The following is a 17,468-nucleotide window of genomic DNA, read 5'->3' on the forward strand; positions in this document are numbered from 1 at the left end:
CGGCCTAAGCTAGGAACGGGCCGGTTGGGGACGCATGCGTCACCTGACTGCGACACCGACTGCGGTCGGTTGGACAGGACCCTTCATCCGAGGCGAAAATACACACATATGCCACCAAAACTGACGCAAGAGGCACTTTTCGGGCGTGAGTTTGAGCAGGGCCGCCTCGCCGATCTCGTGGACGGTGTCCGCGAAGGCGGCGCCGCGCTCCTGGTCCGGGGCGACGCCGGGATCGGGAAGTCGGCCCTGCTGCTGGACACGGCCGCGACGGCCGCCGCTCGGGGCATGCGCGTTCTGCGGACGGCCGGGGCGCAGGCGGAGACGCACATGCCGTTCGCCGGCCTGCACCAGCTGCTGCTTCCGCTCCGCACCGAGATCGGGGAGCTGCCCGCGCCCCAGCGCGACGCCCTGGGAGCGGCGTTCGGGCTGGTCGACGCCCCGGCGCCCGACCTGTTCCTGGTCGCCCTGGGCACGCTGAACCTCCTGAGCGGGGCGGCGGCCCGGACCCCCGTGCTGCTGCTGGCCGAGGACGTGCACTGGCTCGACCGGCCGAGCGCCGAGGTGCTCGCGTTCGTCGCACGGCGGCTGGAGTCCGAGCCGATCCTGCTGGTGGCCGCGCTCCGCGACGGGTCGCAGAGCCCCATGGAGACCGCGGGGCTGCCGGAGCTGGTTCTCGACCGGCTCGACGACGACGCCGCCACCGCCCTGCTGGACGCCCAGAGCCCCACCCTCACCCCCGAGGCGCGCGGCCGGGTGCTCCGGGAGGCGGCGGGCAACCCGCTGGCCCTCGTCGAACTCCCGATCGCCGTGGAGACCCTGCGGCCCCAGCCCGGCCGCCTCCCGCTGACCACCCGGCTGGAACAGACCTTCACCGCCCGCATGTCGGGGCTGCCGTCCGCCACCCGGACCCTGCTGCTGGTGGTCGCGGTCAACGACGGGACCGCGCTGTGCGAGGCGCTCGACGCCACCACGCTGATCCTCGGCGCCGACGTGACGGCCGACGACCTCCTGCCGGCGGTGGCCGTCCGGCTGGTCGACGTCCACGAGACCGTGGTCTGGTTCCGCCACCCCCTCATCCGCTCGGCGATCCAGCAGGAGGCGAGCCGGTCCCGGCGGCACGCCGCGCACGCCGCCCTGGCGGACGTCCTGGCCGGCCAGCCCGACCGCAGCCGCTGGCACCGGGCGGCCTCGACCAACCGTCCCGACGAGGAGATGGCGGCCGAGCTGGAGACGGCGGCCCGCCGGGCCCGGCGGCGGGGCGACCTGCTGTCGGGCGTCGAAGGCCTCGAACGCGCCGCCCGGCTCAGCGAGGACCCCGCCCAGCGGCGCGAACGCCTCGTCCACGCAGCCGAATGGGGCGCCGAGGCGGGCCGCCGCGACCTCGCCACCCGGCTGGTCACCGAGGCCGAGCCCTGGACGCTGTCGCTCTCGCAGCGCGCCCGCGTGGTGTGGATCCGCGAGAGCTTCGAGGAGGACATCCGCGACGACGGCGCGGCGGTGCGCTCCCTGGTCGACCTCGCCGGGACCGTCGCCAAGGAGGGCGAGGTCGATCTGGCGCTGAAGCTGCTGTCGGCCGCGTCCCTGCGCTGCTTCTGGGCCCACACCGACCCGGAGTCGCGGGGCCTGGTCATCGCCGCGGCCGAGAACCTGCCCGTCGACCAGGACGACGGGTGGCTGCTGTCGATCCTGGCGTTCGCGGCCCCGATCGAACGCGGCCGGGTGGTGATCGAGCGGCTCCGCCGGCTGGCCGCCGACCGGCCCGGCGGCTGGGGGGCGGCCCGGCTGCTCGGCAGCTCGGCGATGATGGTGGGCGCGTTCGAGCTGGCGGAGGACTTCTGCGCCCTGTCGCTGCCGCGCCTGCGCGTCCAGGGCCGGCTCAGCCATCTGTGCCGCGACCTGGGGGCCCAGGCCTGGAGCGCCGCCCGGCTCGCCGACCTCGGCGTCGCGATGTCCGCCGCCGAGGAGGCCGCCCGGCTGGCCCAGGAGACGTCCCTGCCGCTGATGGACGCCATGGCCCACGCCTCGGGCGCCGTGATCGCCGCGCTGCGCGGCAACCAGGACCGGATGGAGGGCCTCGCGGCCGTGGCCGAGCAGGTGGCCCTGACCACCGGGGCGCGTCCGGTGCTGGCCACCGTGCAGCACGCCCGCGGCCTGGCCGCCCTCGGCGAGGGGCGCTACACCGACGCCTACGACCACCTGCGCCGGATACACGACCCCGCCGACCCCGCCTTCCACCCCGACCTGCGCTGCTACAGCCTGGCCGAGCTCGCCGACGCCGCGACCCACTGCGGCCAGGGCCACGCCATCGCCGGCATCGTGGCGGAGCTGGAGGAGGTGGCCCGCCTCACCCCCTCACCCGCCCTGCACGCCGACCTGCGCTACACCAGGGCCGTGCTGGCGGACGAGGCCACCGCCGAGGCCCTCTACGCCGAAGCGCTCGACGCCGACCTGCGCCGGCTGCCCTTCGTCCGGGCCAGGGTCCAGCTGGCCTACGGCGAATGGCTGCGCCGCCAGCGCCGCACGGCCGAGTCACGGGCGCCGCTGCGCACGGCCAGGGAGACCTTCGACGCGCTCGGCGTCATCCCGTGGAGCGAGCGGGCCTGGCAGGAACTGCGCGCCTCCGGCGAGAGCGGCCGCCGCCGCACCGGCGACGCCCGCGACGTCCTCACCGCCCAGGAGCTCCAGATCGCCCAGATGGCTGCCGACGGCCTGACCAACCGGGAGATCGGCGAGAAACTGCACATGTCCCACCGCACCGTCGGCTCCCACCTCTACCGGATCTTCCCCAAGCTCGAGATCACCTCACGATCGGCACTGGCCAAGGCCCTGCGCACGTCAGACGACTTCACGGAGGGCGACGCGGTCACCTGAGGGGGAAAAGATGGACCTGGAACTGAGGGACAAGGTCGCGGTGGTGACCGGCGCGAGCAGGGGGATCGGCCTGGCCGTCACCCGGGCGCTGGTCGAAGAGGGTGTACGTGTGATCGCAGGCTCCCGCACCAGCACGCGCGAACTGGAGGAACTCCCCGGGGTGCGCGTGGTCCGGGTGGACCTGTCGGCCGAGACCGGCCCGGCCGACCTCGTGACCGCCGCCCTCGAACACGGCAGCCTGGACATCCTGGTCAACAACGTGGGCGCCGTCACCCCACGGCTCGGCGGGTTCCTGGAGGTCACCGACGACCAGTGGACCCGGTCGCTGACGCTCAACCTGATGGCGGCCGTCCGCGCCACCCGCGCCGCGCTCCCGGCCATGATCGAGGCCGGGCGCGGCGCCATCGTGACGGTGAGCTCGGTCAACGCCTTCCTGCCCGACCCGCTGGTGATCGACTACGGCGTGGCCAAAGCCGCACTGACGAACTTCTCCAAGGCCCTGTCGAAGGAGGTCGGGGCCCACGGCATCCGCGTCAACACCGTCAGCCCCGGCCCGGTCACGACCGACCTGTGGCTCGGCGACCAGGGCATGGCCGCCACCGTCGGCGCAGCCAAGGACGCCGACCCGGCGGAGGTGGCCGAGGGGGTCGCCACCCAGTCGGAGACCGGCCGCTTCACCCACCCTCAGGAGGTGGCCGACCTGGTCGTGTTCCTGGCGAGCGACCGCGCGGGCAACGTCACCGGCGCCGACCATGTCATCGACGGAGGCCTCACCAAAACGGTGTAAGGCCGTTCGTCCTTTGCTGTTCGCGAGGGCAGAGGCCGCTTTGACATTTACCAGAACAATCCGGCGACTAGACCTGGAGCGGTGCGGCGGCATCTCCGTCTGACCTGAGAAGTCAGAAGCGCTCCACGAGACCGGCCCTCGCTCCGTCGGGAATGGCTCTCTCCGCATTCCCGTCAGTGACGTAGGCGCACCCGCCCAATTCCACCAGCAGCAGGATCCCGGGGAAACCCTCCTGCTGGATGCGCCAGATCTCCCAGGTGTCGGGGGCTGGGCATCTTCGCCTGCGGTCCGGCGGCGGGCCGTGCTTGATCTGGCGAGCGAGGGAAACGGCCTCGGATCCCTCGATGACCCTGGTCCCGATGAGACGGGCGCTCTCCATGTCGGTCTGGGTGTGGTATTTGCAGGCGGTCATCGTGATCGGCCCATCGGGAATCTCGTCGATCGTCACCGTCTGGCTGATCAGGACAGGAAGCCTTGGCGGGCACTGGAAAACGGTCGGATCTTGTCTCACATTCATTCCTCGGAAATCGAGACAGCAGCCTGTGCTTTTGCGTTGATCGCTAGAAGCGTCGTCGGTCGTCGAATTCCGGCAGGTCGCCATCTGCTGGTTCACGATCGAGGCGGCACCCGTACACGATGCGTGTGGAGAGCGGGTCGTGCCGCCGTAGATGCTCCAGAGAGACCGTCACCTCTGTTTGCTGGGCGAGATCGGCGAGTCGCTCATCACCGGTGGCTTCGGCGGCCAGCCGAAGGGTCTTCTGCATGCGGAACCCCACTTCGACGGTCAGCTCGTAGCGGCCGCCGGTCTCATCGAGTACGTCTTTCAGAAGATGCCCAGGCTTCTTCATCTGCCCCTCGGCTAACGGATGTTCTGGCGTGAGGACTTCGGCATAGGTGGAGAATTTCACTGTCGTCCTTTCTCAGGTGCTTCGGCACTTCACTGCGGAAGAAGGGCGATTCTCTCGCGTTGCCTGCCCTGTACGGCGGTGGCGGATGCTGAGGCCGGCTGATGCCTTAGGCACCTCGAAGGAGCGAGTTGGAACAGGCCGTGGCGCTCATGCAAGAGCGGGCATACCGGTATGCGAGCACACTTCGACGATCGATGATCCGTTCGTCGTGGATGAGGTGGCGCTCCTGACCGCCTACCAGCAGGACAAGGCGTTACGCCTTTCCACGATCATGGGGGCTCGGCCTCCAGATGATCAGCTTCCCGGTCCGTGCGTGGTCGACCGGACGCAGCCCTCCAAGGCACAGCCCGTGCGGGCGGCCATGTCCGTCTGACTCGCTGGGCGATCTTCGCTGGCCCATACTCCGAGTCGTCGGCGTCATCGATCAGCCGCGACGGTCACGCGGGTTGGCGGGGTCATGCGGACGTCTGCGCGTGGTGACGAACACCGAGATCCCCTGCTGCTCCAGCAAGTCGAGCATCGTCACCCACTCCGGCACCCGGCGCGGACTGAGGGACGCCGGAGGGCGAAGCGAACCGTGGTGACGAGGGAAGACGGGGGCTGGGAGCGCCCGAGCCCGCCGCGCCGGAGGCGCGGCCAATAAACAGGTTCGGGTTGCGGTCTCAAGCCGATAGCAGGAAAGTCGTGTCTTGATACGTCTTCCCGCCATCTCCCCCAAGGCTCTTCATGACGAACCAGACTGACAGTTTCCCCGACCTCATGAGCGACGACTCGTTCGAAGTCGTCATGCGTGGATACAGCCGCCGTCAGGTGCACGACTACATGATCCGTACCCGGAACCAGATTCGTGATCTTGAGGAGCGTCTGGCACGTACCATCGACCAAGCCGAGCAGAGCCGGCTGGAGCTCGCCGAGGCCCGCCGGAAACTGACCGAGGCGCCTCAGAGCCCGGATGAGCTGGGTGAACGGCTGAGCCAGATCCTCAAGCTCGCCCATGAGGAGGCTCGGGCCAACAAGGAGGCCTCGGAGAACGCGGCGTCGCAGACGCGTGACCTGGCGGCCAACGAGGCCGAGCGGGTGGTGACCAACGCGCGGGAGCAGGCCGACTCGATCAGGTCGGCCGCGCAGGAGGAGGCCGAGCGGCGCATCCACGACGCGACCGCGTCGGCCGAGCGCCTGCTGGCGCAGGCGGGGGCCGAGGCCGAGGAGAAGGTCGCCACCGCCAACGCCGAGGCCGAGGAGACGTTGCGGGACGCTCGGGCCGAGGCCGACCGGCGGGTCACCGCCGCGACGCTGGAGGCGGAGAAGCTGGTCGCCGACGCGAACGCGGTCTCCGAGCGGACCTTGACCTCGGCCAAGCAGCGGGCGGGTCACCTTGACGAGCACACCGGACGGCGTGTGGTCTATCTGACCGACACCCACACCGAGGTGATGCGCCGCCTCAACGAGATCGGCGCGGTGCTGGGCGATCTGCTCCACCGCGAGCAGGCCGCCGGGGCGCTGATCGACGAGTCGTCGGTGCTGCCGCCGGCCCCCTCGATCGACGAGGAGATCCCGGCCCAGAAGGCTGAGGACGAAGAGGTTCCGGCGCCGGCCGCGCAGCCGGCAGCCGCGCCTTCCCCGGCCGACGCCGGTCCTGATGTGCCTGCCGACCAGGCCGCCGAGGAGGATGACTCCGACGACGAGCACGTGATCGTCGATCGTGGCCCGGCCGTCGCCGAGGCGCCGGTGGACCTGCGACGCGGACTGCCTCCGATGGATGCCCGCGGCGCCTGACGTGTGGAGATGGGCCCGCCAATGGGGTGGCGGCGGGCCCATCGCCGATCGTGAGCGGGAGCGGCTGCCGGCCGTGCCCGCGTATCAGCTCCGGCCGACGTCGTCGGCGGCCGGTGTGGTGCCCCGTGAGAGCGCCCGTTTTGGCTGGCACCAGTGGAAAGCGCCCCCACGGGGGTCTGTTGGTTGTTTGTCGCACGAGAAAGCGGAAGCCTCCGCCCCCGATAGGGTCGGAGGCTTCCGCGCTTGGTGGGCTGGTCCGGTGAACCCGCCGCGAGCAGCGTCAAGGGTCTGCCGAGTTGGCACGTTCCTCCTGGTCGCGTAACAACTGGCGTAAACCCTCCGGCTCGTCCGCGTCGATGGTCATCGCGCAGCCGGCCTCCCGCTGTGCGGATGACAGCGGATGGTGCCGGGTGGCCCACCACCGTCCCGCATCGCTCCGCCAGATAGTCCATTCCGGATACTCGCGGGCAATTTCGGCAAGATGCCGGTCAAAGGACATCTGCCCACCTTTCCCTCGCCGAGCCGCCCCGGGTTTACCCCGATCTCCTTGACGTCTCCCTCTCAAGGTGCGGGACATCTCTAGAGAAGACAAGATCCTGGGAGGACAGGTCCACCTATCGTCCGATTTTTCAAGTTGAACTACGCATCGAAGTCGTACTGGAGTACATACGACGCGGCGTCGAGTGTCATCTCGTTGAGCTCAACCGGTATGCCTCCCGATGTGTACGCCGTGCGCACCACGACGATGATCGGGTTGCCCGGCGGCAGATGCAGGAGTTCCGCCTCCTGGGGCTGGGGCATGCGTGCACGTAACTCCTCGGTGAAGTGGGCCGGGAGGTAGCCCAGGTCGCCCAGACGGGCGTAGACGCCGCCGGGGCCCGTGTCGGGGAGCGTGATGGCGGTCCCCTCCACCAGGTCGGCGGGGAAGTGGGAGACGGCCAGCTGGACGGGCCTGCCGTCCACGTTGTAGCGCCTTCGCCTGATCCAGACCTCGTCGGCGTCGAGGACGCGCCCGATGTCCTCGCTCGCCGGCAGCCGTTCGATGTGGACCTCGTCCACGGTGTAAGCGCGACCCCTGGTGTCGGAGTCCCAGATCGCACGTCCCTGCCCCCACTGTTCACGGGACAGACGTCGTGACCCATGCCGTCTGATGGGTCGGAACAGCCTCACGTATACCCCCGAACCTCGCCGCGGAACAGCCAAGCCCTCATTGATCAGTACGGCCAGCGCCTGCCGTGCGGTGGCGCGCGCTATGCCGTACTCGGTCATGAGGGCGTTCTCGCCCGGTAGCCGCTCCCCATCGCGGAGTTCACCGGACAGGATCTGCGCGCGCAGCCGGTCGGCGATACGCCGGTAGATGGGGGGCTCGTGATGCACCGGGGACTCAGTCACGTTTGATCACCCTCTGTCACCAACGGGGGGTTAGCGTCTCCAGAGAACTTGCCCCGTCTTGTCCACGATCGCACAGTGAGAAAGGTTGGTCCCGAGCCGAATTTGAGCGAATCGTGCCCCTGTGGCGATCTTCAGCGGTTAGTGCAGCCCGTTACCATGGAACGGTGCAAGCCGGTATTCACCGGGCCCACCAACGCTGAGTCATTGCCGCAGCCAGGACGGCACCTGTTGTGTTCAGCAGGATGTCATCGACCGATGACACACGGTGGAGCTCCAGGCCGTATTGAAGTAACTCGACGGTAAGAGATCCGGCCGCCGCGACGGCCCCGACGATCTTCAAACGAGCCAACTTTTGAGACCTGAGGGGCAAAAGCGCGCCCAGTGCGGCGAACACCAGAAGGTTGCCTCCCACCTGCACGAACGCCGTCGAGGCGGGGTCGGTCACTACCTGTGCAAGATCGTGAAATGGGAGCAGACCGACCGCCCGGCCAGGAGTCGAGGGGTCACCCGGAGTGAGGATCATCCAGATCCACGGGGCCGTGCCGATCACCATGAAGACGTCCGCGTACGCCGTCCGCGCAGGTTCCGGGTGCTTGGAACGCTCCCGTGATCGAGTGAGCAGGTGGGCGACACCCCATCCAGCCGGAATGGTCAAGAGGGTGGCGAGGACGACATGTCCCCATAGGTCCCACGCCAGCAACATGACTGTGTCCTTTTTGGCATCCATCGGGCCGGTCGTTCCGGACACCCCATGGCACTTGCGGTCAGGGCTTAAAGCGACAAAAACCTTAGCCGTAAACAGTCACCAGAAGGTGGCCCAATGGGAAGCCAGCCATTGGTGACGCATTGGGCTGCCGAGTCAGGATATTTCTGGAGATGATGTCTCGCATGAGCATCACCCGCGCCGGCTGCGCCGCCCTCGACTCCGCCGACCCCCTTCGCGGTCTCAGAGCGGAGTTCGTCCTGCCGGAGAACACGGTCTACATGCTCGGCAACTCGCTCGGCGCGCTGCCGCGGCGCACGGCCGAGGCCGTCGCGCACACGGTGACCACCGAATGGGGCCGTGACCTGGGTCAGAGCTGGAACACCGCCGGGTGGTGGAACCTGCCCGAGGTGATCGGCGACCGGCTGGCCCAGTTGATCGGCGCGGGGCCGGGAACGGTGGTCTGCGGCGAGTCCACGTCGGTCTCGATCTTCAAAGTGATGTCGGCCGCCGTCCGGCTGCGTCCGGGCCGCCGGACCGTCGTCGTGGAGTCCGACGGATTTCCGACCGATCGGTATGCCGTGCAGGGGCTCGCGGCGGGCTTCGACCTGAACGTGCGGGATTTCGGTCCGGGTGATTCTCTCGCCGGGATCCTCGACGATGACGTCGCCGTGGTGCTGCTGTCGCACGTCGACTACCGGACCGGGGCGCTGCGCGACATGGCCGCCGACACCGCGCTCGTGCAGGCCTCCGGGGCGCTGGCGGTCTGGGACCTGTGCCACAGCGCGGGGGCGCTGCCCGTCGAGGTGGGCTCGGTCGACTTCGCGGTCGGATGTACGTACAAATATCTGAACGGCGGACCCGGCGCGCCGGCCTATCTCTACTGCGCGCCCGAGCACCTGGCCGCGGCCGAGCCGGTGCTGCGCGGCTGGCACGGCCATGCCGCGCCGTTCGCCTTCGAGCCCGACTACCGGCCCGCCGAGGGAATCCGCCGGTTCGCCGTCGGCACCCCGCCGATCCTGTCGCTGACCGCGCTGGGCGCCTCGCTGGACCTGTGGCAGAAGGTCGACATCCGCTCGGTCCGGGCCAAGAGCGTCGCGCTGACCGAGCTGTTCATCGCGCTGACCGAGCACCTCGGGCTCGACCTGGCCACCCCGCGCGACCCGTCGGGACGCGGCAGCCAGATCAGCTTCCGCCACGAGCACGGCTATCCGATCATGCGGGCGCTGATCGACCACGGGGTGCAGGGCGACTTCCGCGCCCCCGACATCATGCGCTTCGGGTTCACCCCGCTCTACCTGCGCTATGTCGATGTGTACGACGCCGCCGACACCCTCGCCGAGATCATCGGCAAGGGCATCTGGCGGGACGAGCGGTATCAGCGTCAGGTGACGGTGACGTAGTCTCCGCTACCTGGTCTTCGCTACTTGGTCTTCGCCTTGTCGGCGACGATCTCGGCGGCCAGGGCGACGCACTCGGCGCAGATCCGGCCGCCCTCGCCGTAGACCATGTGCAGGTGCGGGTTCGGCGGCTTGCGGCAGAACGAGCAGGCCGCCGCGCGCCGGACCTTGCGGGCGGAGAACGGGTGGGTGAAGTTGCGGGTGAAACGCTTGCGGGCGGCCTGCTTCGACACGCCGAGGCGGTCACCGATGGCCGTCCAGGAGGTGCCCGCGGCGCGGGCGTCGCGGACCGCCAGATCGATCAGGGCGTCGGCGTCGCGGGTCAGCTCCTGGCTCAGCTCGTTGGCCGCGGCCAGGGTTTCCAGCGGGTCAGAGGGGTTGGCCGCGCGTTTGCGTGCGCGGGCGAGTAACTCTGATGGCTCCATGTTGACAACTTTAGGTTGTCATATCTGTCAGAGCAACTTGCTGAGGCGTTTCGGCGCGACGAGCCGGTAACTCTCCTCGACCCAGTCCTGGAGCACGTCGAACGCGGGCAGGTCGGCCTCGAAGGGCACGGTCACCCAGCCCGACCGGCCCAGGCCGTAGCGGCTGGGGGCGGCGCCCGGCACGCTCAGCGCGTGGCCGTGGGCGGTGTTCAGCTTGACGCCGAACGTGGGGCGGTACTTCTCGGTCGGCTCGGTGACGCCCAGGAAGACGAAGATCTTCTTGTTCACCTTGACGACGGCGTCGCCCTCCCACGGGAAGTCCTCGAACGCCTCGGGGAGGCTGAGGGCGTACTCCCGCAGGGCCTCTCTGGTTTCTCGCCAGCTACTCATGTGCTACTCACCGGTAACTTGGGATGCGGGGCTCAGGCCCGGGTGCTGGATGGGCCTCCAGCATTGCCGCATGACCAAGCCTGTGCCAAACAAGACCACGTCCGCCTACTTCGTGCAGTCCGTCATCTCCTTCGGCCTGTCACTCGGCGCCCTCACGCTCGGGGTCGCCTACCTGCCCGTGAACCCCTGGATCCGCTCGTTCTTCGCCGTCGGCGTCTTCTACCTGGTCACCGCGTCGTTCACGCTGGCCAAGGTGATCCGCGACCGGCAGGAGGAGTCGGCCGTGGTGGCCCGGGTCGACCAGGCGAGACTCGACCGGCTCCTCGCCGAGCACGATCCGTATCAGAACTAGACATACTTGCTTTGGGCGCCGAGGACGTGAACCGGCTCGCCGGTTCTGACCATGGCGTACACGATCTTCGAGGTGTGGATCGGGATCCGGATGCATCCGTGTGAGGCCGGATATTTCGGTACCTCCGAGGATCCGTGCATGGCGATGCCGCCGTTGAAGTAGATCGAGTTGAACATCGTGCCCAGCGGGCTGGTCGTCCAGCCCGGGGCACGGGTCCCGGCCGCGTAGGTGCCCACGGGGGTGCGCGCGAAGCCGCAGTGGCCGTTGTCGCAGTAAGACCGGTTCGCGCCCGTCGAGATGTGGGTGGTCAGGTCGGGCTTTCCGTCGCGCCAGATGGTGAGCAGCTGGCGCCGGACGTCGATCTCCACCCGGTTGGTGAGCCTGGGGCGGACCAGCGGCCTCACCCGGCGCGGGTGGCGGAGCGCGCGCATCGTGTCCTGGTCGATGCGGTTGGTCATACGCAGGCCGTTGACCTTCTGGAACGCCCAGACGGCGTAGCGCGTCGTCTCGCCGTAGCGGCCGTCGTCGACGCCGGAGTCGAAGCCGAGCACCCGCAGACGCTGCTTCATCGCGCGGATCTGGGGGCTCTTCTCGCCGAACTTCATGACCTCGGGCCGGCGGTGCTCGTGCCGGTGGTGACCGGCCTGCTGGGCGTGGTGAACGTTGCCGTGGTGGCCGCCGTCGTGCCGGGCGTGCATGTTCGGATGATCGTGGTGGCCGCCGCCGTGGTGCCGGGCATGCGTGTTCCCGAGCTCGTGGTGCCGGGCGTGGTCGTTCCCGTGATCGTGGTGACCGTCGTGGCGCCTGTCGTGCATGTTCGGGTGCTCGTGATGACCCTCGTGATGCCGGGCGTGGTTGTTCGCACGGTCGTGATGACCCTCGTGGTGCCGGGCGTGCGTGTTGGGGTGCTCGTGGTGCCGGGCGTGGGCGTTCCAGCGCTCGTGGCGACCCTCGTGGTGCCTGGCGTGCTCGTTCGCCTGCTCCTCGTGACCCCGGGTGTGCATGTTCGGGTGTTCGCGTCGCGGGTCGTGGCGGCGGGTGGCGGTGCGGGTTTCGGCGTACCGGAAGTGGACCGCTCGGCGGGTGCCGCGGTCGGCGGTGTGCGGGCGGCTCACGGTGGGGCGCGCGAACTGGCCGGTGTCCGTCCGGCGGTATCCGGTGGTTTGGGCGCGCGTCACAGCAGGGCGCCGGTCCCGTGTGGTGTGGACGGTCGGGCGCCCGTGCTGCCTGTTCTCCTGAATGTGCTTGTGATGCCGATCCTTCACGGCGCGGTGGCCGTGCTCTCTATCCGCCGAATCGGCGAAGGCCGCCGACCCGGTGATCAACGCCAGCCCGAATCCGAGGCTGACGACCATATATGTCCGCATGGGGGCGAAATTCCCACGATGATCACCGGACAGACCGGACTTAGGCGATCTTGGCGGAAAGATGATCCTTTAGTAGGCGAGTGCCTTTGTCTTCGCCCCCGGAGCCAGCATCGTCTCCTGGAACTTCGGGAACGCGACCGTACGGGCGTCGCCGTCGCTGGTGTAGCGCTCGCCCGGGTTGGCCTTCAGCCAGTCGAGCCACCCCGTCGAGCAGAACTTCGCGCAGTCGCCCTTCTTGTCCATCGAGCGGATCCGTGGGATGCCCAGCGGGTCGAACGCGCTGCTGAACGGCGACTGGGCCGGCATGTATCCCGCCAGGAACACGCCGGAGTAGTTGTACTTCACTCCCTTCTCGGAGCCCTTGAGCGCCCACTCCTTGGTCGTCGGCTGGTTGCCGTAGGGGAGCGCGAAGGTGACCACCTCACCGCCGTTGAGGTCGGTGATCAGCTTGTGGCCCGCCGTGACCTCGTCGACCACGATCTTCTTCGACTTGCCCATCAGGTTGGTGTGGTCTTTGGTGTGGTTGCCGAGTTCGTAGCCGTGCTGCTTGAGCCAGGCGACGATCTGCGCCTGCTCGGACGGGCTGCTCTTGCCGAACATGTCCCGCGTCACATAGAAGGTCGCCACCGGGCGGAAGCCCGGGTTGCGCGCGGCCACCTCCTGCAGGATCGCCACCGCCGTGTCCTTCGCCGGGGTGCCGGTCCCGTCGAGGGTGACCTGCGACGGTGACGAGTCGTCGAAGGTCAGCACGACCGGGTGCTTCCCGGCCGGAATGTCGATCTTCCCGGTCACGTATTCGGCCGCCGTGACCGGCACGTAGCCTTCCTTGGCCAGTCGTTCCAGCTCGGTGCGGAACTGCTTGGGCGTACGGTCGTCCTGGGTCGCCGGGTTCTCGATGATGCGGTGATACATCAGAACCGGGATCTGACCCAGTTCGTTGGCCTTGACCGCCTTGGCGTTGGCCGCGCTCACGGGCTTGATCGCCGCCGGTTTGACGTCCACCGCCGAGGCGGGCTTCTGGTCCTGGTTGGCGCCACATGCCACACACCCGGCCAGCACGATCAATCCGACAGTCGCCGCGGCTCTCATCTGGTAGCCCCTCCGGTTCGTCACGTCATTGACACGGAGAGTGATCCCCTTTGGTGAGGACTAAGAGGGCTAAGAACTTTTAAAGTTCGCGTACAGGGCGAAATGTGGCATTCGGGATGCCGGTGGCGAGGGGGGCGAAGCGTCGCCGACCGGCATCCCGTCCGCCATCGTGAGGACGCCACCGGCCATGCCCCTGACCTGTGGCGGCGATCTCATGATGACGTCGTGATCCGCTCCTCTCCGGAGTAGACGTTCATGGACCGGCCACGGACGAACCCGAGCAGGGTCAACCCGGATTCGGCGGCGAGCTCCACCGCCAAGCTTGACGGCGCGGACACCGCCGCCAGCACCGGAACGCCCGCCATGACGGCCTTCTGGACGAGTTCGAACGAGGCCCTGCCCGACACCATGAGCGCCGTTTGCCGAAGGGGCAGCCGGCCGTCTCTCAGCGCCCACCCGACGAGCTTGTCGACCGCGTTGTGCCGCCCGACGTCCTCCCGGACGCACAGGGCCCGACCGGCCGGGGTGAACAGCCCGGCGGCGTGCAGGCCGCCGGTGCGGTCGAACACCTTCTGGGCGGTGCGCAGCCGCTCGGGCAGCTCGGCGACGACCTCCTCGGAGAAGGTGACGTCGTCGGGGGCGACGTCCCAGCGCGCGACGGTCCGGACGGCGTCGAGCGAGGCCTTGCCGCACACCCCGCACGACGAGGTCGTGTAGAAGTTGCGCTCCAGCGAGGTGGCGGGCAGGGTCACGCCCGTCGTGAGCCGCACGTCGAGCACGTTGTAGGTGTTCTGCCCGTTCTCCAGCGCGCCCGCGCAGTAGCGGATGGCCTCGATGTCGCCCGCCCCGCCGATGACGCCCTCGCTGACGAGGAACCCGGCGGCCAGGTCGAAGTCGTCGCCGGGCGTGCGCATCGTGATGGTGAGCGGCCTGCCGTTGAGCCGGATCTCCAGCGGTTCCTCGGCGGCCAGGGCGTCGACGCGGTGACTGGGCCCCGTCTCGCGCAGCCGCAGGATCCGCCGCTGGACGGTGACCCTACCCATCGGAGGCCACGTTCTGGACGTGCTGGAAACCGAACCGCCCCTTGATGCAGAGGTTGCCGTGGGTCACCGGGTTGTCATGGGGCGAGGTGACCTTGACGATCTTGTTGTCCTGGACGTGGAGGGTGAGGTTGCAGCCGACCCCGCAGTAGCTGCAGATCGTCGTGGTCTGCGTCTGGCTCTCCTGGTCCCAGGTGCCGTCGGCGCGCATGTCGAACTCGTTCTTGAACGACAGCGCGCCCGTCGGGCAGACCTCGACGCAGTTGCCGCAGAACACGCAGGCCGAGTCGGTCAGCGGGGCGTCGAACTCGGTGGAGATCGTGGCGTCGAAGCCGCGCCCGGCGACGGAGATGGCGAAGGAGTTCTGCCACTGCTCCCCGCACGCGTCGACGCACTTGTAGCAGAGGATGCACTTGCTGTAGTCACGCACGTAGAGGTCGTTGTCGACTTTCGGCGGCTCGGCGACCGTGGCGGCGTCGTCGCCGAAGCGGCCCGGATCGGCGTCGTATTCGGCGATCCACTCGGCCGCGCCCGGAGTCGTCGACAGGTCGACCGAGGAGGCGAGCAGCTCCAGGACCACCTTGCGGCTGTGGCGGGCCCGGTCGGAGTCGGTCGTGACGACCATGCCGGCCTCGGCCCTGCGGGAGCACGCCGGGGCGAGGGTGCGGGCCCCCTCGACCTCGACGACGCAGACGCGGCAGGCGTTCTTCGGGTTGAGGGTGTCGCCGTAGCAGAGGGTCGGGATGTCCTTCCCGGCCGCCTGGCACGCGTCGAGCAGGGTGTCGCCTTCCGGGACGCGCATCGCCTCGCCGTCGACGGTGATCTCGATGAGCCGCCGGGGCGGACGCAGAGGGACGCTCATGGGTTCTCCTTCGCCGTGAAGACACCGAGACGGTCGATCGCCGATTCGACGGCGTTCCAGGCGGTCTGGCCCAGACCGCAGATCGAGGCGTCGCGCATGGCCTGCCCGACCTCGCGCAGCAGCAGTAGATCGCCGTCACTACGGCGCTTGGAGAGCCGGTGGAGGGCCTCCTCCTGGCGGACCGTGCCGACCCGGCAGGGCACGCACTGCCCGCACGACTCGTCGCGGAAGAACTCGGCGATGCGCAGCAGCACACCCGGCAGCTCGACCGTGTCGTCGAGCACCAGCACGACCCCCGAGCCGAGCGTGGCCCCGGCGGCGCGGGTGCCCTCGAACGTCAGCGGGATGTCGAGCTCGTCGGCCCGGACGAAGGCCCCCGCCGCCCCGCCCAGCAGCACCGCCCGCAGCTCGCCGGTCGCGCCCCCGGCCAGCTCCAGCAGGTCGCGCAGGGTCGCGCCGAACGGCAGCTCGTAGATGCCCGGCCGCCCGACCGTGCCGGACACGCAGAACAGCTTGGTGCCCGTGGACGAGGAGGTGCCGACGGCGGCGTAGGCCGCGGCCCCCATCTCCAGGATGTGCGGGACGTTGACCAGGGTCTCGACGTTGTTGACGACCGTGGGCTTGCCGAACAGGCCCTTCTCCACCGGGAACGGGGGTTTGGTGCGGGGCTCGCCCCGGAAACCCTCGATCGAGTTGAAGATCGCGGTCTCCTCGCCGCAGATGTAGGCCCCGGCGCCGCGCCGGATCTCGATGTCGAAGGAGAACCCCTGGCCGAGGATGTCGTCGCCCAGCAGACCCCGTGACCTCGCGACGGCGATGGCGTTGTCGAGCCGCCTCAGCGCGCGGGGGTATTCGCCCCGGATGTAGAGGTAGCCGAGCGCGCAGCCGGTGGCGTAACCCGCGATCGTCATGGCCTCGATCAGGGCGAACGGGTCGCCCTCCATGACGACCCGGTCCTTGAACGTGCCCGGCTCGCTCTCGTCGGCGTTGCAGACGAGGTAATGGGGACGGTCGAGCTGACGCGCGGTCGCCTCCCACTTACGGCCGGTGGGGAAGGCCGCGCCGCCCCGCCCGACCAGCCCCGACTCCAGGACTTCCCGGATGACTCCGGTGGGGCCGAGCTCGAAGGCCCGGCGCAGGCCGGTGTAGCCTCCGGTGGCCCGGTAGTCGTCGAGACTCAGGGGGTCGACGACCCCGACGCGTCTGAGCAGAACCAGACCGGCTGGCGCGGAATGACCGGGTGACCGGCCGGAGCCCGCCGCAGCACCTGGGTCGGCAGCCGCCGCCGCAGCCGGGTCGGCGCTCGCTGCCGCACCTGGGTCGACGTCCGCCGCCGTACCCGGGTCGGCGCCCGCTGCCGCACCTGGGTCGACGTCCGCTGCCGCAGCCGGGTCCGCGCCCGCTGCCGCAGCCGGGCTCGCCGCGCCGGCCGAGACATGATCGGCCGACTGGTCAGCGGAAGCGGACTGCGGCGTGGTGTCGGTCGTGGTCTGGGGCGTGGTCTGGGGCGTGGTCTGGGGCCAGCTTTGGGGCACCGCCGCCTCGACCGGAGGTTCCTCCGTGACGTCGGGCCACGCTTGACCGACCGAGCATGGCCCGTAGACGGCATTGGCGGGGGGATCGCCTGCTTCGATCGCCAGGGCGGCCGGGGCGCGCTCGCACAGCCCCAGGCAGGGGCTCGGCTGCCACGAGACGCCGGGAGGGCCGAAGCGCTCCTCGACGTCGCGGCGGATCGCCTCGGCGCCCTTGGCCGCGCAGGCCAGGTCGGTGCAGACATGGAGCATCCGGGGCGGGCGCGGCTTGACGGAGAACAGCGAGTAGAAGGTCGCCACCGAGTAGGCCTCGGCCGGGGGGACGGTCAGGCGGCGGCAGATGTAGTCGAGCGCGCCCTCGCTGATCCAGCCGACCCGGTCGTTGACCGCGTGGAGGGCGGGCAGCAGCAGGTCGCGCCGGTCGCGTGCGGCCCGGGGGGCCTGGGCGGCGAAGCGCAGGTCGAACTCGGTGCGGTCGCCGCCGTCCCAGGCGGAGGAGGGCGCTCCGAGGAGCGCGTTGACGGCGGCGCGCTCCTCGGCGGTCAGTTCGGCGTCGCGGAACCGGAGATCCATG

Annotated in this window: 17 protein-coding genes; 5 read left to right on the forward strand and 12 right to left on the reverse strand. The window is 69.4% G+C overall.

Annotated features, from left to right (window positions below; genetic code table 11):
• The first annotated feature begins 108 nt into the window (after positions 1-108).
• Entirely contained in the window at positions 109-2,871 is a 2,763-nt protein-coding gene (locus AW270_RS41730) for a helix-turn-helix transcriptional regulator (RefSeq protein ID WP_061291266.1), read from the forward strand.
• Positions 2,872-2,881: 10 nt separating this feature from the next.
• Positions 2,882-3,658, forward strand: coding sequence for an SDR family NAD(P)-dependent oxidoreductase (locus tag AW270_RS05585; protein WP_061291269.1), 777 nt, complete (start codon positions 2,882-2,884; stop codon positions 3,656-3,658).
• Positions 3,659-3,770: 112 nt separating this feature from the next.
• Here the strand turns inward: AW270_RS05585 and AW270_RS05590 are convergent, their stop codons facing one another.
• Positions 3,771-4,106 (reverse strand): hypothetical protein, encoded by a 336-nt coding sequence (locus AW270_RS05590; protein ID WP_157521709.1) that lies wholly within the window; start codon positions 4,104-4,106, stop codon positions 3,771-3,773.
• Between the two features lie 112 nt (positions 4,107-4,218).
• A complete protein-coding gene (locus tag AW270_RS38490; protein ID WP_157521710.1) occupies positions 4,219-4,566 on the reverse strand; it encodes a hypothetical protein in 348 nt (115 codons plus the stop codon).
• Between the two features lie 726 nt (positions 4,567-5,292).
• On the opposite strand from AW270_RS38490, the gene AW270_RS05600 reads away from it, so the two are divergent.
• Positions 5,293-6,342, forward strand: a complete 1,050-nt coding sequence (locus AW270_RS05600; protein WP_063819098.1) for a coiled-coil domain-containing protein — start codon at positions 5,293-5,295, stop codon at positions 6,340-6,342.
• Positions 6,343-6,622: 280 nt separating this feature from the next.
• Here AW270_RS05600 and AW270_RS37520 read toward each other — a convergent pair whose 3' ends face one another.
• The 3 genes from AW270_RS37520 to AW270_RS05610 all read right to left on the reverse strand — a co-directional run bounded on the left by AW270_RS37520 (position 6,623) and on the right by AW270_RS05610 (position 8,437).
• Positions 6,623-6,841: a hypothetical protein gene (locus AW270_RS37520; RefSeq protein WP_082801318.1), complete on the reverse strand. Its 219-nt coding sequence runs from the start codon at positions 6,839-6,841 to the stop codon at positions 6,623-6,625.
• 140 nt (positions 6,842-6,981) lie between these two features.
• A complete protein-coding gene (locus AW270_RS05605; RefSeq protein ID WP_061291274.1) occupies positions 6,982-7,734 on the reverse strand; it encodes a GntR family transcriptional regulator in 753 nt (250 codons plus the stop codon).
• A 178-nt stretch (positions 7,735-7,912) separates the two neighbouring features.
• On the reverse strand, positions 7,913-8,437 hold the full coding sequence (locus tag AW270_RS05610) for a VanZ family protein (protein WP_061291276.1): 525 nt from the start codon (positions 8,435-8,437) through the stop codon (positions 7,913-7,915).
• 185 nt (positions 8,438-8,622) lie between these two features.
• On the opposite strand from AW270_RS05610, the gene kynU reads away from it, so the two are divergent.
• A complete protein-coding gene (gene kynU / locus AW270_RS05615) occupies positions 8,623-9,840 on the forward strand; it encodes a kynureninase (RefSeq protein ID WP_061291278.1) in 1,218 nt (405 codons plus the stop codon).
• A gap of 20 nt (positions 9,841-9,860) precedes the next feature.
• Here kynU and AW270_RS05620 read toward each other — a convergent pair whose 3' ends face one another.
• A complete protein-coding gene (locus AW270_RS05620; RefSeq protein ID WP_061291280.1) occupies positions 9,861-10,262 on the reverse strand; it encodes a ClpX C4-type zinc finger protein in 402 nt (133 codons plus the stop codon).
• Positions 10,263-10,289: 27 nt separating this feature from the next.
• Positions 10,290-10,652, reverse strand: a complete 363-nt coding sequence (locus tag AW270_RS05625) for an MmcQ/YjbR family DNA-binding protein (protein WP_061291282.1) — start codon at positions 10,650-10,652, stop codon at positions 10,290-10,292.
• A gap of 70 nt (positions 10,653-10,722) precedes the next feature.
• Between AW270_RS05625 and AW270_RS05630 the strand changes: the two genes are divergently transcribed.
• On the forward strand, positions 10,723-11,004 hold the full coding sequence (locus tag AW270_RS05630; protein ID WP_061291284.1) for a YiaA/YiaB family inner membrane protein: 282 nt from the start codon (positions 10,723-10,725) through the stop codon (positions 11,002-11,004).
• Here the strand turns inward: AW270_RS05630 and AW270_RS37525 are convergent.
• From AW270_RS37525 to AW270_RS05655, 5 genes are all read right to left on the reverse strand, one after another.
• Positions 11,001-12,182 (reverse strand): L,D-transpeptidase family protein, encoded by a 1,182-nt coding sequence (locus AW270_RS37525; RefSeq protein ID WP_157521711.1) that lies wholly within the window; start codon positions 12,180-12,182, stop codon positions 11,001-11,003. The genes AW270_RS05630 and AW270_RS37525 overlap by 4 nt on opposite strands.
• Before the next feature lie 258 nt (positions 12,183-12,440).
• Positions 12,441-13,460, reverse strand: coding sequence for a polysaccharide deacetylase family protein (locus AW270_RS05640; protein ID WP_061291288.1), 1,020 nt, complete (start codon positions 13,458-13,460; stop codon positions 12,441-12,443).
• A 212-nt stretch (positions 13,461-13,672) separates the two neighbouring features.
• On the reverse strand, positions 13,673-14,503 hold the full coding sequence (gene fdhD, locus AW270_RS05645; protein ID WP_061291290.1) for a formate dehydrogenase accessory sulfurtransferase FdhD: 831 nt from the start codon (positions 14,501-14,503) through the stop codon (positions 13,673-13,675).
• Positions 14,496-15,362 (reverse strand): 2Fe-2S iron-sulfur cluster-binding protein, encoded by an 867-nt coding sequence (locus tag AW270_RS05650; protein ID WP_061291292.1) that lies wholly within the window; start codon positions 15,360-15,362, stop codon positions 14,496-14,498. Before AW270_RS05650 ends, fdhD begins: the two co-directional genes overlap by 8 nt.
• On the reverse strand, positions 15,359-17,467 hold the full coding sequence (locus AW270_RS05655) for an NAD(P)H-dependent oxidoreductase subunit E (RefSeq protein ID WP_061291294.1): 2,109 nt from the start codon (positions 17,465-17,467) through the stop codon (positions 15,359-15,361). Before AW270_RS05655 ends, AW270_RS05650 begins: the two co-directional genes overlap by 4 nt.
• Position 17,468 lies beyond the last annotated feature (1 nt).

Source organism: Herbidospora cretacea (genome assembly GCF_001570605.1).
In the GTDB taxonomy this organism is placed as follows: Bacteria; Actinomycetota; Actinomycetes; order Streptosporangiales; family Streptosporangiaceae; genus Herbidospora; species Herbidospora cretacea.

Bases quoted from the DNA above. Each gene is read 5' to 3' on its own strand.
- AW270_RS05620 (WP_061291280.1), bottom strand. From the start codon at position 10,262: ATGGAGCCATCAGAGTTACTCGCCCGCGCACGCAAACGCGCGGCCAAC.
- AW270_RS05640 (WP_061291288.1), bottom strand. From the start codon at position 13,460: ATGAGAGCCGCGGCGACTGTCGGATTGATCGTGCTGGCCGGGTGTGTG.
- AW270_RS05630 (WP_061291284.1), top strand. From the start codon at position 10,723: ATGACCAAGCCTGTGCCAAACAAGACCACGTCCGCCTACTTCGTGCAG.
- fdhD (WP_061291290.1), bottom strand. From the start codon at position 14,503: ATGGGTAGGGTCACCGTCCAGCGGCGGATCCTGCGGCTGCGCGAGACG.
- AW270_RS05610 (WP_061291276.1), bottom strand. From the start codon at position 8,437: ATGTTGCTGGCGTGGGACCTATGGGGACATGTCGTCCTCGCCACCCTC.
- AW270_RS05655 (WP_061291294.1), bottom strand. From the start codon at position 17,467: ATGGATCTCCGGTTCCGCGACGCCGAACTGACCGCCGAGGAGCGCGCC.
- AW270_RS05650 (WP_061291292.1), bottom strand. From the start codon at position 15,362: ATGAGCGTCCCTCTGCGTCCGCCCCGGCGGCTCATCGAGATCACCGTC.
- AW270_RS41730 (WP_061291266.1), top strand. From the start codon at position 109: ATGCCACCAAAACTGACGCAAGAGGCACTTTTCGGGCGTGAGTTTGAG.
- AW270_RS05600 (WP_063819098.1), top strand. From the start codon at position 5,293: ATGACGAACCAGACTGACAGTTTCCCCGACCTCATGAGCGACGACTCG.
- kynU (WP_061291278.1), top strand. From the start codon at position 8,623: ATGAGCATCACCCGCGCCGGCTGCGCCGCCCTCGACTCCGCCGACCCC.
- AW270_RS37520 (WP_082801318.1), bottom strand. From the start codon at position 6,841: ATGTCCTTTGACCGGCATCTTGCCGAAATTGCCCGCGAGTATCCGGAA.
- AW270_RS05625 (WP_061291282.1), bottom strand. From the start codon at position 10,652: ATGAGTAGCTGGCGAGAAACCAGAGAGGCCCTGCGGGAGTACGCCCTC.
- AW270_RS05585 (WP_061291269.1), top strand. From the start codon at position 2,882: ATGGACCTGGAACTGAGGGACAAGGTCGCGGTGGTGACCGGCGCGAGC.